This window comes from Labrys sp. ALF-8 (assembly GCF_059699065.1).
In genome coordinates this window covers 1,066,123-1,079,935 of sequence record NZ_AP048537.1, presented here as the reverse complement: position 1 = coordinate 1,079,935, position 13,813 = coordinate 1,066,123, and the positions used below count along the sequence as shown (strand labels likewise).

11 protein-coding genes are annotated in these 13,813 nt (G+C 64.3%); 5 read left to right on the top strand and 6 right to left on the bottom strand.

Annotated features, from left to right (window positions below; genetic code table 11):
• Positions 1-17: 17 nt before the first annotated feature.
• The 4 genes from AC6H34_RS04915 to AC6H34_RS04900 form a co-directional block, all read right to left on the bottom strand.
• On the bottom strand, positions 18-1,367 hold the full coding sequence (locus AC6H34_RS04915; protein ID WP_497538079.1) for a virulence factor family protein: 1,350 nt from the start codon (positions 1,365-1,367) through the stop codon (positions 18-20).
• A complete protein-coding gene (gene mprF / locus AC6H34_RS04910) occupies positions 1,367-4,048 on the bottom strand; it encodes a bifunctional lysylphosphatidylglycerol flippase/synthetase MprF (RefSeq protein WP_448151078.1) in 2,682 nt (893 codons plus the stop codon). The genes AC6H34_RS04915 and mprF overlap by 1 nt, the downstream gene beginning before the upstream one ends.
• Before the next feature lie 322 nt (positions 4,049-4,370).
• The gene (locus AC6H34_RS04905; RefSeq protein WP_448151079.1) at positions 4,371-5,285 is read right to left on the bottom strand and encodes a sugar kinase; all 915 of its coding nucleotides are present in this window, start codon (positions 5,283-5,285) and stop codon (positions 4,371-4,373) included.
• An 87-nt stretch (positions 5,286-5,372) separates the two neighbouring features.
• Complete coding sequence (locus AC6H34_RS04900; protein WP_448151080.1) at positions 5,373-6,563, bottom strand: pyridoxal phosphate-dependent aminotransferase; 1,191 nt, start codon at positions 6,561-6,563, stop codon at positions 5,373-5,375.
• A gap of 196 nt (positions 6,564-6,759) precedes the next feature.
• Between AC6H34_RS04900 and AC6H34_RS04895 the strand changes: the two genes are divergently transcribed.
• From AC6H34_RS04895 to AC6H34_RS04880, 4 genes are all read left to right on the top strand, one after another.
• Entirely contained in the window at positions 6,760-8,562 is a 1,803-nt protein-coding gene (locus AC6H34_RS04895) for an IlvD/Edd family dehydratase (RefSeq protein WP_448151081.1), read from the top strand.
• Between the two features lie 91 nt (positions 8,563-8,653).
• Complete coding sequence (locus AC6H34_RS04890) at positions 8,654-9,352, top strand: DUF2865 domain-containing protein (RefSeq protein WP_448151082.1); 699 nt, start codon at positions 8,654-8,656, stop codon at positions 9,350-9,352.
• 38 nt (positions 9,353-9,390) lie between these two features.
• The gene (locus AC6H34_RS04885; protein ID WP_448151083.1) at positions 9,391-10,056 is read left to right on the top strand and encodes a GNAT family N-acetyltransferase; all 666 of its coding nucleotides are present in this window, start codon (positions 9,391-9,393) and stop codon (positions 10,054-10,056) included.
• Positions 10,057-10,180: 124 nt separating this feature from the next.
• Entirely contained in the window at positions 10,181-10,633 is a 453-nt protein-coding gene (locus AC6H34_RS04880) for a GNAT family N-acetyltransferase (protein ID WP_448151084.1), read from the top strand.
• A gap of 12 nt (positions 10,634-10,645) precedes the next feature.
• Here the strand turns inward: AC6H34_RS04880 and msrA are convergent, their stop codons facing one another.
• Both msrA and AC6H34_RS04870 read right to left on the bottom strand, forming a co-directional pair.
• On the bottom strand, positions 10,646-11,353 hold the full coding sequence (gene msrA, locus AC6H34_RS04875) for a peptide-methionine (S)-S-oxide reductase MsrA (RefSeq protein WP_497538078.1): 708 nt from the start codon (positions 11,351-11,353) through the stop codon (positions 10,646-10,648).
• A gap of 108 nt (positions 11,354-11,461) precedes the next feature.
• The gene (locus tag AC6H34_RS04870) at positions 11,462-11,878 is read right to left on the bottom strand and encodes a MarR family winged helix-turn-helix transcriptional regulator (protein WP_448151086.1); all 417 of its coding nucleotides are present in this window, start codon (positions 11,876-11,878) and stop codon (positions 11,462-11,464) included.
• A gap of 123 nt (positions 11,879-12,001) precedes the next feature.
• On the opposite strand from AC6H34_RS04870, the gene AC6H34_RS04865 reads away from it, so the two are divergent.
• Positions 12,002-13,810: a chloride channel protein gene (locus AC6H34_RS04865; RefSeq protein WP_448151087.1), complete on the top strand. Its 1,809-nt coding sequence runs from the start codon at positions 12,002-12,004 to the stop codon at positions 13,808-13,810.
• Positions 13,811-13,813: the final 3 nt, after the last annotated feature.

The window sequence follows — 13,813 nt, the reverse complement described above, 5'->3', positions numbered from 1 at the left end:
GAAACCGCCATTTCATCTCACTTCTTGAGCCGATCCAGAATTGCTCGCGCCACTGGTTCGTAATTGCCGTCGAAATGGTGCCCGCCGGGCCGCTCGATGATCTGGGCCTTCTTCATTTCGGGGAAGACGCAGGCGGTGTCGTTGTCCGGAACTTCCTCGGCGCCGTAGAAGCACATCGTCTTCTCGAAGGGGAGGCCGGGCAGGAAGGGCTTGAGGTCGACATCGGAGGAGGAGGCCACGCCGAGCCAGCCGGAGACCGAGATCTCGAAATCGGCGGTAGGCTCCAGCCCCAGCATGGCGAGCAGATTGATCTTCTTCTGCACCTGTTGCGGCAGCTTCTGCCAGGTGAAGGGGATCACGTCGGCGCCGAGCGAATAGCCGATCACCGCGATGCGCTTGGCGCCCCACAGCTTGGTATAGTAGCCGATGATGCGCGTCAGGTCCGAGGCGATGACGTCCGGTTCCTTGGTGCTCCAGAAATAGCGAAGCGAGTCGACGCCGACGACCGCGACGCCCTCCTTCTGCAGGATCTCACCGATGGTCTTGTCGATATCGCGCCAGCCTCCATCACCGGAGATGAAGATGGCGAGGCCGACGGGCGGTCCTTCCGTCGGAAGTTCCACCAAGGGCAGGTCGCCCAGCTCCTGGTTGGGGGGAGCGCCCATTTCGACGGCTGCCTTTATGGCGGCATCGGCAACGGCGTCGTCACCCCCGGCGGCAACCACCGACGATGCCCCCTTGGTGCCGTCGATGAAGGCCTGCTGGGTTGCATCGGGCGACGTCGGGGTAACCAGCGTCCAGCGGCCGGGCATCTCCTTCAGGGGCTTGTACTTCCAGTTGCCATCGGTCGCCTTGTCCACCGGCGCGCCCTCGCACATGCGCAGCTTGGAAGCCATCTCGTCGCTGAAGTCGGTCGAGACGGCTCCCGCGGCGGTATTCTCAGGCGCCTGGGCCAGGTTGATATAGGCGTAGGTGCCCCCGAGCTTGCCGAGGCCCACCACCACCGGCCAGCGCCAGGTCTGCATGCCCAACTGGCGCTGCGCTTCGCGGGAGGAATCCTCGATGTCGCCGAACGCATAGTGGCAATCTTCCTCGTCGCCCTTGGCAAGGCCGTCGATGAAGGCCTGGGAGTCGATCAGCATCACCGCGCTGCCCTGGTCGACGAGTTTCTCTGCAAAGGCGTTGTAGGCCGGCGAGAACCCATCCTTGTCGGAGAGCAGGGCGATGAACTTCGTAGGTTCGTCCTGGGGAGCGAGAACCGTGACCTTGCCGAGGATCTCTTCCTGAACCTGTATCTGGCGCGGCGCCGCGAGGGCAGTGGTCGTACAAGCCAGCATGGCAACGCAGAACAAGGCGATGCGCCGCATCAAGTAGTCTCCTCAGACAAAGCTCGTCTCGGGCTTGACGAAATCAAGCCGGTAACATCCATGAGAATTTGCGGTAGGGCCAATCCACCCGGGAATGCAAGATATTTTGGCCGCCATTCAGGCTTGAATTTGTCCTTGTAGGACCGAAGCCCTTCGAAATTATAAAAGCGATCGCCCCGACGATAGACGAAAGCTCCGATCCTGCTCCACAGCGAGGCCAGTCGATGGCGGGGGAGGCCGGAAAGCGGTGCCATGCCGAGGTTGAACCACTGGTAGCCCTCGCTCTTGGCCTGCGCGAGCAGGCCGATGAAGAGCAGGTCCATCATGCCCGCCGGCCCATCCGGCAGATAACGCATGAGGTCGACCGTGTATTCCTTCTTCCCGGCGCCCCGCCAGATATTGGCGAAGGCGACGATGCGCCCGTTCTGGCGGATCACGGCCTGGTCATAACGCTTGACGTAGTCGGGTGACCAGAAGCCGAGCGAAAAGCCTTTTTCGTTCTTGCCCTTCTCGTCCAGCCAGGCGTCGGAGACGGCCTCGAGTTCTCCGAGCATGCCTTCGACCTTTTCGGCGGGCACGATCTCGAAGGTGGCGCCGGAGCGTTCCGCCTTGGCCTTGGCCTGGCGCAGGCGCCGACCCTCGCCGCCTTCCAGGGTGAACTTGCCGAGATCGACCCAGGCCTCCTCGCCGAGCTTGGCCAGGGAGAAGCCGGCGTCGAGATAGGCAGGCAGGTGGCCGGTGGTGATCTGGTAGAAGACAGGCATGCCGCCGTTGCGGTCTACCAGTTCCTTGAAGCGCCAGACCATGCCGTCGATCTCTTCCTCGGGCGCCACCGGATCGCTCATGGCGATCCAGCTGCGACCCTGCACGCCGTACATCGTGAACCCCTTGCCGCTGGCGGAAAGCAGGAAGCGCTTGTCGCCCAGCATCGCGAGGTGGGCGTCCGACCGGGTGCTGGTCTCGATCAGTGGCGCGATCGTCTCCAGTTCCTCGCGCGTGGCGGGATCGAAGGCGGCGCGGGTGCGGTGCATGATGATGTAGGCCGCTATGCCGAAGGCGACGACCACGGTCGCCAGCGCGGCGCGCAGGAAGCGTGGGGCATCGGCATTGTAGGCGAAGTCCCACCAAAGCCTGTGCTGGTAGTCGACGTTGGAATAGACGAAGAAGCCCAGCCAGATGGTGGCACCCACCGCGACGACGCAGGCGATGATCCACTCGAAGGAGGGGCGCACCGAAAAGAGTTCCGCCTGGCGGTAGAACTCATCCTTGTAGAGCACGAGCAGGCCGGCGACGATCGAGCAGATGGTCGCCTCCTCGATGTCGAGGCCCTTGAAGAGGGCGCAGACGGCGCCGGCCAGGAGCAGCAGCACCGCCATACGCTGCGCATTCGCCATGCGGCGCACCAGGCCGTAGGAGATGATGAGCAGCACCATTCCCGCAATGCTGCCGGCAAGCTGCGAGAGTTCGACGAAGGGCAGGGGAATGATCGTGCGCAGGATGGCGACGCGATAATGTTCTTCCGGCGTGGCGCTCGAGAACAGCAGCACGACACCGCCGAGGAACACTGCGATACCGGCCACGCGCGGAGCGATGGGCCGTGCGAAGGAGCGCAGCGCCTTGGCGAACTGGCCGACCGCCTGCTGGCGCTGGCGCACTTCGTACGCGCCGAACAGCAGGCAGGCGATGGCGAAGGGGACGATGTAGTAGACCAGCCGGAAGAGGATCAGCGAGGCGGCCATGTCTCCCAGCGGAATCTGGGGCTGGGCGAGGATCAGGGTTGCCTCGAAGATACCGACGCCGCCGGGGATATGGCTGATCACGCCGAGCACCGTCGCGATGGCGAAGACTGCGAGGAAGCTGATGAAACCGGCATCCGGTCCTGCGGGCAGGATCAGCCAGAGCGCCGTCGCTGCCGCGACGGTGTCGAGCAGCCCGACGACGATCGCGCCGAGCGTGGCCTGCGGCCCCGGCAGCGGCATGGTGAGTTCGCCAACCGTCAGGGTGCGCTGGCGGATGGCGGAAACGGTCACCCAAGTGGCGACGCCTCCGAGAACGGTGAGCCCGATAAGGAAGTTGAGATTGGGCGAAAGCCCGTCTATCGGCGCCAGCGCGCCCGGCCGGAACAGCAGGCAGATCGCCGCCACCGTCGCGATGCCGAGCCAGAAGGTCAGCGTGGTAAGGGCCCCGACGGCAAGGATCTGGCCGGGCTTGAGGCCGTAGCCCTGGTACATGCGCCAGCGCACGGCACCGCCGGTCAGGACGCCGAAGCCAAGTGTGAAGGTAAAGGTCTGGCCGACAAAGGACGTGAAGGCGACGGCTGGCAGCGGCACCAGCCTGGCCCCGACATGGCGCAGTGCCAGGATGTCATAGCCGATCAGCGCGCAATAGGAGAGGGCGGTGGCCACCAGCGCAAGAGCCACCTGATGCCAGACGATACGCGACAGTGCGTCGGCCACTTCCTGCCACGTCAGGTCCTCCAGCGTATCGTAGAGGACGATCGCGGCGATGACGAAGAGGGCGAGGCCGACCAGCAGGCCGGCTCTGCTCCAGTCGAGGCGCTTGAACCAGGGCTGGCGGACGGCCGCGTCCTCGTGTGTCTCCGTTCCCACAGCAACGGGCGAGGGGCCGGGATCATCGTCGCGCGTCACGGCGCGATCGAGCGATCCCACTGCTTCAACCATGTCCAGCCCCGTCTTCTGAAAGCGACCATTCCATCGGATCCGCCGCGTGCCGTCTCGTCACTGCGCCCTGAACTGGATAGCGACCGACTGAAAAGGGCACATGCCATCGGGAGAGCACTAACAAGGCGCCCCCGGCGATTCAAGATTGGCGGTCAGTTATCACGCGCAATGTTCATGCTGGCCGAACGTGGCATTCCCGCGGCGACGATGTGAATTGTATGTAACAATTCCCGGTGTTTTCGGGTGCGAGGCCGAGTTGCGCGACTTCCATCGAAGTCGAGAGAACCTCGACCTCCGGGCTGCACCCGCCGTCCCGCCCGGGCTAGAGTCCCGTCATGGCTTCGGCCGGGATGATGGCGCCTCGGTGCGTGATCACCCGGGCAGCGAGACGGTGGCCTGCGAGAGCCGACGTCTCCTCGGAACTTCCGCGATGGCGCGCGGCGAGATAGCCGGCGTTGAAGCTGTCTCCTGCTGCGGTGGTGTCGAGAGGCGTGACCTTTTCCGGCACCGGTATGTGAGTTTGCGCGGTACCGCTGCGAATATGGGCACCATTGGTGCCATCCTTCACCACGATCTCGCGAATGCCGTACCGGGCTAGCCGCGCCAGTGTCTCCTGCGGCCGGGCGTCGCCCCAGAGCGCCTGCTCGTCGTCGAAGGTGGGCAGCATGACGTCGACCAGAGGCAGGAAGCGCGAGAAGGTCCGGCGTGCCCGCTCGGTGCTCCCACCCCAGCCGCGAGGACGGAAATTGCCGTCGAAGGCGATGGTGGCTCCCAGGCGCTTGGCAGCCTTCAATACCTGCTCGAACCGGTCGAGGCCGGCGGGTGTGTAGAGGGAGAGAGTTATGCCGGAGAAATAGACGACCCCGGCCTTCTCGATCCGGCTGACGAGATCCGCGCTCTCGGCGAGTTCGAACAGGCTGCGTGCCGGCGCGCTGTCCCGCCAGTAGAAGAAGCGCCTTTCCCCCTTGTCGTCCGTCTCGATGGCATAGAGGCCCGGTACACGGCCTGCGAGGCGTGGCACGCCCGTCATGGCGATGCGCTCGCTGGCGGCGAGATCGCAGATGCCCTGCGAATAGGGATCGTCTCCCAGCGCGGTGGCGTAGGCGACGTCGAGGCCCAGGCGCGAGGCATAGACGCAGGTGTTGAAGGTGTCGCCGCCATAACCGAGCGTCATGACATTGCCGCCATGGCGCGAAAGTTCCACCATGCATTCGCCGATGGCGATCAGGTCGGTCATGGTGTCTGTCCTGGCTGGTTCCGGTTCGGGATATGGCGCCGAGCGAGGCCGGCGCTGCGTGCGGCGTTCATTTCGATGGTGCGGACGTCACACGCTGCTCCCCGGATTGGCACTGAGGAATTCGCCCATACGCGCCAGAGCCCGCCGGATGTTCTCCGCGGAGTTGGCATAGGAGAGGCGGATGTAGCCCTCGCCATGGACGCCGAAATCCGGGCCGCCGATCGTGGCGACGCCTGCCTGCTCGAGCAGGGCGGAAGCGAGCGGCTTTGCCTTCCAGCCGGTCTTGCTGATGTTGGGAAAGGCGTAAAACGCGCCCTTCGGCGTGACGGAGGAGACGCCGGGCAGCGTGTTCAGGCCGTCGACCACGATCTTCCGCCGCCGGTCGAACTCGGCGACCATGGCATGCACCTCGTCCTGGGGGCCGGTAAGGGCGGCTAGCCCGGCCCACTGGGCGCTTGCATTCACGCAGGAATAGGAATTGACGGCAAGCTTTCGTGCTGCGTCGCCCCAAGGCTTGGGCCAGATCGCGAAGCCCATGCGCCAGCCCGTCATGGCATAGGTCTTCGACCAGCCGTCGAGCAGGATCAGTCGATCACGGATGGAAGGATAGGTCAGGAGCGATACGTGCTCCAGCCCATCATAGCTCATCTGGCTGTAGATCTCGTCCGACAGGATGGCGACGTCAGGATGGTCGGCCAGTCCCTTCACAAGCGCATCGATCTCAGCCTTTGGAGTAACGCCGCCGGTGGGATTGGCGGGCGAGTTGAGGATGAGGAGGCGCGTGCGCGGAGTTATCAGGGAGAGTGTTTCCGCGGCCGAGAAAGCGAAGCCGTTCTCCTCGCGGATCGGCACCGGCACGGGCGTGGCGCCCGTGAATTCGATCATCGAGCGGTAGATCGGGAAGCCGGGATCCGGGTACAGGATCTCGGCGCCGGGCTCGCCGAACATCAGGATCGCCATGAACATGGTGACCTTGCCGCCCGGTACCACGATCACCTCGTCCGGGGAGACGGCAACGCCTGTGCGCCGCTCGACATCGGCGGCGACCGCTTCTCGCAGCGGCAGGATGCCGGTGGCCGGCGTATAGCCGTGATGGCCGTCGCGCAGGGCCTTCACCGCGGCTTCGACGATGTGGGCCGGGGTGGGGAAGTCCGGCTGGCCGATGCCCAGATTGATGATGTCCTTGCCCTGCCGGGCGAGGTCGGTGGCTCTCGCAAGCACCGCGAAGGCGTTCTCCTCACCGATGCGGGAGAAGGCAGAAACCAGATGTGGCGGCATTTAGGGCGTTCCGTGGGGGGAGGAAGTCTTCTATGTGAACGCAGGCTACAACGAGAATCACAGCGGTGGGAACCGCTTTTCGGCGCTCGCCTGCTTTGATCGTTGCGAATGGTCTGACAAAAGTGCTAGATCGTCACTTGCGCAAGAAGGCGGCGGCCTGATGCACAGGTCCGGCATGATATTAGGGAGTCTCACGATGGCTGACAGCACTGGTAAACCCCGGAAATTGCGGTCTCAGGCCTGGTACAACAATCCGGAAAATCCAGGCATGACGGCGCTCTACATCGAGCGCCAGCTCAATTTCGGCCTCACGCGCAAGGAACTCCAATCTGGCAAGCCCATCATCGGCATTGCGCAGACCGGCTCCGACCTTTCCCCCTGCAACCGCCATCATCTCGTGCTGGCCGAGCGCATTCGCGAGGGCATTCGCGAGGCTGGCGGCATCGCTTTCGAGTTCCCTGTCCATCCGATCCAGGAAACCGGCAAGCGCCCCGGCGCGGCGCTTGACCGCAACCTCGCCTATCTCGGGCTGGTCGAGCTGCTCTATGGCTATCCCATCGACGGCGTGGTGCTCACCATCGGCTGCGACAAGACCACGCCGGCCTGCCTGATGGCGGCCGCCACCGTGAACATTCCCGCCATCGCTCTGTCCGTCGGCCCGATGCTCAACGGCTGGTGGCATGGCGAGCGCACGGGCTCGGGCACCATCGTCTGGAAGGCCCGCGAGATGCTGGCCACCGGCGAGATCGACTACGAGGGCTTCATGGAGATGGTGGCTTCCTCGGCCCCGTCGACCGGCTACTGCAACACGATGGGCACGGCCACCACCATGAACTCCCTGGCCGAGGCGCTGGGCATGCAGCTTCCCGGTTCCGCGGCGATTCCCGCGCCCTACCGCGAGCGCCAGCAGATGGCCTACGAGACCGGCAAGCGCATCGTCGACATGGTGCACGAGGACCTGAAGCCCTCCGACATCATGACGCGCGAAGCCTTCGAGAACGTCATCGTCGTTAATTCGGCCATCGGCGGTTCGACCAATGCACCCATTCACATCAACGCCATCGCCCGCCATATCGGCGTCGAGCTCGACATCCGCGACTGGCAGTCCGTCGGGCACAAGGTGCCGCTCCTGGTGAATCTGCAGCCTGCCGGCAAATATCTCGGCGAGGACTACCAGCATGCCGGCGGCGTACCCGCCGTTGTCAACGAGTTGATGAAGCACAAGCTCATCCACGAGAATGCGCTCACGGTGAACGGCAAGTCGATCGGCGAGAACTGCAAGGACTCGAAGATTGAGCTGCCGGACGTGATTCGAACCTTCGATACGGCGCTCGTGCAGGATGCGGGCTTCATCGTGCTTTCGGGCAACCTGTTCGACTCGGCCATCATGAAGACGAGCGTGATCTCCAAGGAGTTCCACGATCGCTATCTGTCCGACCCCAAGAACCCCGGCGCATTCGAAGGACGCGCGATCGTGTTCGAGGGGCCGGAGGACTATCACCATCGCATCGACGATCCCTCGCTCAACATCGACGAGCACTGCATGCTGTTCATCCGCGGCACCGGGCCGATCGGCTATCCCGGAGCGGCCGAGGTCGTGAACATGCAGCCCCCGGCGGCGTTGATCAAACGCGGCATCACCTCCTTGCCCTGCATCGGTGACGGCCGGCAGTCCGGCACTTCCGGCTCGCCTTCCATCCTCAATGCCTCGCCGGAAGCGGCGGCCGGCGGCGGGCTCGCGATCCTCAAGATGGGGGACCGCGTGCGCATCGACCTCAACAAGGGCGAAGCCAACATCCTTATTTCCGACGGGGAACTGGCGCAGCGCCGGGCTGACCTTGCGGCGGCGGGCGGCTTCCACTATGCCCCGAGCCAGACCCCGTGGCAGGAAATTCAGCGCGCCATGGTGGATCAGCTCGGAGACGGTATGGTGCTCAAGCCCGCAGTCAAGTATCAGAAGGTCGCCCAGACCTATGGTGTGCCGCGCGACAACCACTAAGTTCGCGCTCCGACATGATTTTGTCGGGATGCTCACGTAGGCCGGGGTGGAGCGGTGTAGCGCTCCTCCGCGACCTGCCAGGAAATTCGACATGACGACCAGACGTTTCGCTGCCTCCCTTGCCGCCGGATTATTGCTGGCAGGCGTTGCGACCGGCAGCGCGAACGCCGGCTTGTTCGATTTCCTGTTCGGGCCGCGCCAGCGTCCCCAGCCCGTCGCGCCGCCGGTGGCGCCGCAGCCGCAGGGCCAGCCCCGACCCAAGGCGGCGCCAGCACCCGCGGTGACGGCGTCGCGTACGCGCGGCTACTGCGTGCGTACCTGCGACGGCTACTATTTCGCTACGGGCTTCGTCCGCAACCAGCATGATCAGGACATGCAGTCCTCGATGTGCGAAGCGTCCTGCACCGGCGGCCAGATGGTGCTCTACACGGCCACGGTGAACAATTCGGACAGCAACGGCAACACCAAACCCGCGATCGAGTCCGCCGTGGATTCCGGTGGCAATCTCTACACGGCACTGCCGAGCGCCTATGCCTTCCGCAACGGCGAGAACCCTTCCTGCAGCTGCCAGTCCACCGCGCGCGGCCTGCCCCAGATTCCGATCTCCGTCGATCCCACGCTCCGCAATGGCGACATCGTGGTCATGCCCGACGGGCTGAAGGTCTTCCGCGGCTCGAACGACGTGCCGCACCAGGACAGTGACTTCACCTCCGTCGCATCGTCCAAGGCGCTACCCAGCGTGGTGCGCCAGGAAGTGCTTTCACTTGAACAGCGCATCGCTCCGCAATAATCCTGCCACGGGACTTTCTGCTTTCTGACAGGAATCGAGTGATGGATCTTTCGACCTGGAACGGGGTGCCGCGCCCCGAACGCGTTGTTCTCGAAGGTCGCTATGCCCGCCTTGAACCGCTCGACCCGGAGAAGCACGGGGCAGAACTTCTCCATTCGGCCCAGGAGCCGGGCTCGGACTCTCGCTTCCGCTATCTCTTCGAAGGCGTGCCCGCCGATGCCGTCGAGTTCTCGGCGTGGCTCGCCAAGGCCGCGGCCGGGCAGGATCCCATGTTCTTTGCGGTGATCGACAAGGCCGCCGGCCGGGCCGAAGGCCGCCAGGCTCTGATGCGCATCGATCCGGTGCATGGTGTCATCGAAATTGGCAGCATACTGTGGGGACCAGCCATCGCGCGCACGCGCGTGTGCACGGAAGCGCTCTATCTCTTCGCGCGCTACGTCTTCGATACGCTTGGCTACCGGCGCTTCGAGTGGAAGTGCAACAATCTCAATGAACCGTCAAAGCGGGCGGCCGAGCGCTTCGGCTTCACCTTCGAGGGCATTTTCCGCCAGCACATGGTCGCCAAGGGCCAGAACCGGGACACGGCCTGGTTCGCGATCGTGGATGCCGACTGGCCGAGGCTGAAGGCGGGCTACGAAGCCTGGCTCAAGCCCGAGAATTTCGACCAGGCCGGGCAGCAGAAGACAAGGCTGCGGTTCGACTAGAGCAAAGCGCGTTTAGGTAGAAACGCGGCTTTTCTCCAGCTCTTTGTTTTTCGACGCGTCCTTGCGTTTTGCCGATTCCGTCAAAACACAAAACGTTCTAGTCCCCAGGAGAGCGGGCACCGACATGCACCTTCGCCGCGCCCTTCGCGAAGACGTTCCCGCGATCTCGACCCTCCAGATTGCGGCCTATGCGCCCCTGAAGGCGCGCATAGGCGTATCCCTGCCGCCCTACGATGCCGACTTCCACGCGCTCTTCGAGACCATGGAGATCTGGATCGGGGGCGATGCGGAGGCGCTCGATGCCGCGCTCATCCTCGATCCCAGGCCCGATCATCTGCTGATCTGGAGCATCGCCGTGGCGCCCGAACGCAAGGGCGCGCGGCTCGGGACGGCCCTTCTGGATTTCGCCGAGCAGCGGGCCTCCGAGGCCGGGATCGGGGAGGTCCGGCTCTACACGAACGAGCGCTTCACGGAAAATGTCGCCTGGTACCAGCGCCGAAGGTATTCGATCGAGCGGATCGAGGAACGACCCGACCGGCGCATCGTGCATTTCAGGAAACGCCTCTCCGGCGCCTGAGGCCGGCCCCGTCTACTTCGTGGCGACCAGAACGGGATCGGCGCGATAGTAATCGGGGAAGAGCTGCTTCAGCGCAGCGATCTTGGGCAGGTCGTTGATGACGATGTAGGGATAATCAGGGTTTCTCGTCAGGAAGTCCTGGTGATAGTCCTCGGCCGGATAGAAGCCGCGCAGACTGCCGATCCTGGTCACGACGGGCGCGCTGTAGGCGTGGGCGGCATCGAGCTGTTTGATATAGGCAGCGGCGACTTTGGCCTGGTCGGATGTCGAGGTGAAGATCTGCGAACGGTACTGCGTCCCGGTGTCGGGTCCCTGGCGGTTCAACTCGGTGGGATCGTGCGCCACCGAAAAATAGATCTGAAGGATCTTGCCGTAGGAAATCCGGGAAGGGTCGAAGGTGACACGCACGGATTCGGCATGGCCGGTGGTGCCCGTGGAGACGGTTTCGTACTGCGCATGCGCCTTGTCTCCGCCGGCATAGCCCGACACCGCGCTCGTCACACCCTTCACATGCTGGAACACGCCCTGCACGCCCCAGAAACAGCCGCCAGCAAGCACGGCGGTCTCCAGCTTGCCGGAGGAGGTCGCCTCGACCACCGGCGCCGGCACCAGATGTGGCGCCTCCTCGGCACTCGAACTCGACAGCCACAGGCCGGCGCCCACCGAGACGGTGAGGCTGGCGATGAGCCAGTTTCGGATTTTCGAGAAGCTCGTGGTCATGGAAATGCTCCGGCCCGATGTTGGTTGCAGCCATTATACGAGCGTATGGCCGGAGTTATTACGGGCTCACACGGAATTGACGGGCGTCATGCCGGGATCACGGCCCCGTCATCGATGGTGCAGCGACCTCAGCATCTCCGTGAGGGCCGGCCCGATGGCGGCCAGTTCCTTCATATGGGCCGACGACAACGCATGGAGCTTGTCCTCGCCCGATGAAGTGAGGCGCACCAATACGCGGCGGCCGTCGGCCGGGTCGGCGATGCGTTCGACCAGGCCGAGCTTGCCGAGGCGGTCGACCAGTTCCACGACGCTGTGATGGCGAAGGATCAAGATTTCGGCGAGTTCCCCGATCGACAGGGCGCCATCGCGGGAGAGACCTCGCACGGCCAGCATGGCCTGGTGCTGCTGGGACGTCAGGCCCGCCGCGCCTGCGGCGGTCTCGCTGAAGGCAAGGAATTTGCGTAACTCGTGCCTGAAGCGTGCCAGGGTCTCATAGTCGGGGCCTTGCTGCCCGGTCTCGTCCATCGTTCGCCGATTCTCCTTAGTGCTTCCCACTCTCTACGAAAAATCGTTGACTTGCGCAAAATATATCGTATTGCGATATAAAATCCTGAGAGCCACCGCTCCCCCTTTCGGACTTCTGCGGACATGACGATTTCTACTCTCGACGCGCCGGGGCATGACGCCGAAGCCGGCACGCGCAAACTTCCCTTGCGCCTCGGCGATTTCACGACCGATCGCCGGGTGCTGCTTCTGATGGCCCTCGCCACGCTGGTCGGTACAGCCGGCGTGGGCGCGGCATGGGTTCTGCTGAGGCTGATCGGCCTATGCACCAACCTCTTCTACTACGGACGGCTCTCGCTGGAGAATCTGCCGATTTCGGGTTCGCCGCTCGGCTGGATGACGATCTTCGTGCCTGTCGTGGGTTGCCTGATCATCGGCCTGATGGCGCGCTACGGTTCCGAGAAGATCCGCGGACACGGCATTCCCGAGGCGATGGAGGCCATCCTCATCGGCAAGAGCCGCATCAATCCGAAAGTGGCTGTGCTGAAGCCGCTGTCCTCGGCGATTTCTATCGGCTCCGGCGGCCCTTTCGGTGCCGAAGGGCCGATCATCATGACAGGCGGCGCAATCGGCTCCCTGATTGCACAGATGATTCATCTCAGCGCCAATGAGCGCAAGGCGCTGCTCGTGGCGGGGGCGGCCGCGGGCATGACGGCGATCTTTGGTACGCCCATTGCCGCAGTGCTGCTCGCCATCGAACTCCTGTTGTTCGAATGGAAACCCCGCAGTTTCCTGCCGGTGGTCGTGGCGGCCGCTGTCGCCGCAGCCGAGCGGGGACTCCTGCTCGATCCTGTTCCGCTGTTCGCCTTCACCGGCAGCGTGACCGTCAGCCCCACCGGTCTTGCCGGCTGGTCGGCGGTGGGGCTCGCCGCAGGGCTCGGCTCTGGCCTGCTGACCGCCATGGTCTATGCCAGCGAGGATTTCTTCCACAAACTGCCGCTGCACTGGATGTGGTGGCCCCTGTTCGGTGGCCTCGCCATCGGTCTCGGCGGCCTCGTGGATCCTGCTGCCCTCGGCGTGGGCTACGACAATATCCGCCACCTACTGGCCGGCGACATGACCGTGAGGGCCATCGTATTGCTGCTCGTGGTGAAGGCACTGATCTGGTCGATTTCCCTCGGATCCGGCACTTCGGGCGGCGTGCTCGCGCCCCTGCTGATACTGGGCGGCGCTCTCGGTGCCCTGGCGGGGCTGGTCCTTCCCCACGCTGATCCGGGCTTCTGGGCGCTGCTCGGCATGGCGGCAACGATGGGCGGCACCATGCGCGCACCGCTCACGGCCACGCTGTTCGCGGTCGAACTCACCGGCAATCTCGGCATGGCGCTGCCCCTGCTGACAGCCTGCGGCGTCGCCTATGCCACGACGGTATTAACCATGAAACGCTCGATCCTCACCGAAAAGATAGCGCGGCGGGGCCATCACATCACCGGCGAGTATCACACCGATCCCTTCGATCTCACCCGGGTCGGCGACATCATGGTACGAACGGTGGACACCCTTCCGGCATCGATGCCGGTGGTGGAGGCCGCCGTCTTTTTCTCCTCTGGCGAGCATCGCCACAAGAGCTATCCCGTCGTCGGGGAAGACGGACGCGTTGCAGGCATGGTCACCAGTGCCGACATGCTCGACTGGTCTATCCATGACGGGGAGGAGGAGGCGACCCTCGGCGATATGGTCGAGGAGCGGGACCTCGTTGCCGGCTACTCCGACGAACTCGTGGGAGCGCTCGCCGACCGGATGGCTCTTGCCGATACCGGCCGCGTCCCCATTTTGGATCGGGCCGGCGGCAGGCTCGTCGGGCTCGTCGCCCGCAAGGACCTTCTCAAGGTGAGGACGCGCAGGAGCAGTGAGGAGTTCGAGCGGTCCAGGCTGATCAAGCTGCGCGGGTCCTGAGGC

Bases quoted from the DNA above. Each gene is read 5' to 3' on its own strand.
- AC6H34_RS04915 (WP_497538079.1), bottom strand. From the start codon at position 1,367: ATGCGGCGCATCGCCTTGTTCTGCGTTGCCATGCTGGCTTGTACGACC.
- mprF (WP_448151078.1), bottom strand. From the start codon at position 4,048: ATGGTTGAAGCAGTGGGATCGCTCGATCGCGCCGTGACGCGCGACGAT.
- AC6H34_RS04905 (WP_448151079.1), bottom strand. From the start codon at position 5,285: ATGACCGACCTGATCGCCATCGGCGAATGCATGGTGGAACTTTCGCGC.
- AC6H34_RS04900 (WP_448151080.1), bottom strand. From the start codon at position 6,563: ATGCCGCCACATCTGGTTTCTGCCTTCTCCCGCATCGGTGAGGAGAAC.
- AC6H34_RS04895 (WP_448151081.1), top strand. From the start codon at position 6,760: ATGGCTGACAGCACTGGTAAACCCCGGAAATTGCGGTCTCAGGCCTGG.
- AC6H34_RS04890 (WP_448151082.1), top strand. From the start codon at position 8,654: ATGACGACCAGACGTTTCGCTGCCTCCCTTGCCGCCGGATTATTGCTG.
- AC6H34_RS04880 (WP_448151084.1), top strand. From the start codon at position 10,181: ATGCACCTTCGCCGCGCCCTTCGCGAAGACGTTCCCGCGATCTCGACC.
- msrA (WP_497538078.1), bottom strand. From the start codon at position 11,353: ATGACCACGAGCTTCTCGAAAATCCGAAACTGGCTCATCGCCAGCCTC.
- AC6H34_RS04870 (WP_448151086.1), bottom strand. From the start codon at position 11,878: ATGGACGAGACCGGGCAGCAAGGCCCCGACTATGAGACCCTGGCACGC.
- AC6H34_RS04865 (WP_448151087.1), top strand. From the start codon at position 12,002: ATGACGATTTCTACTCTCGACGCGCCGGGGCATGACGCCGAAGCCGGC.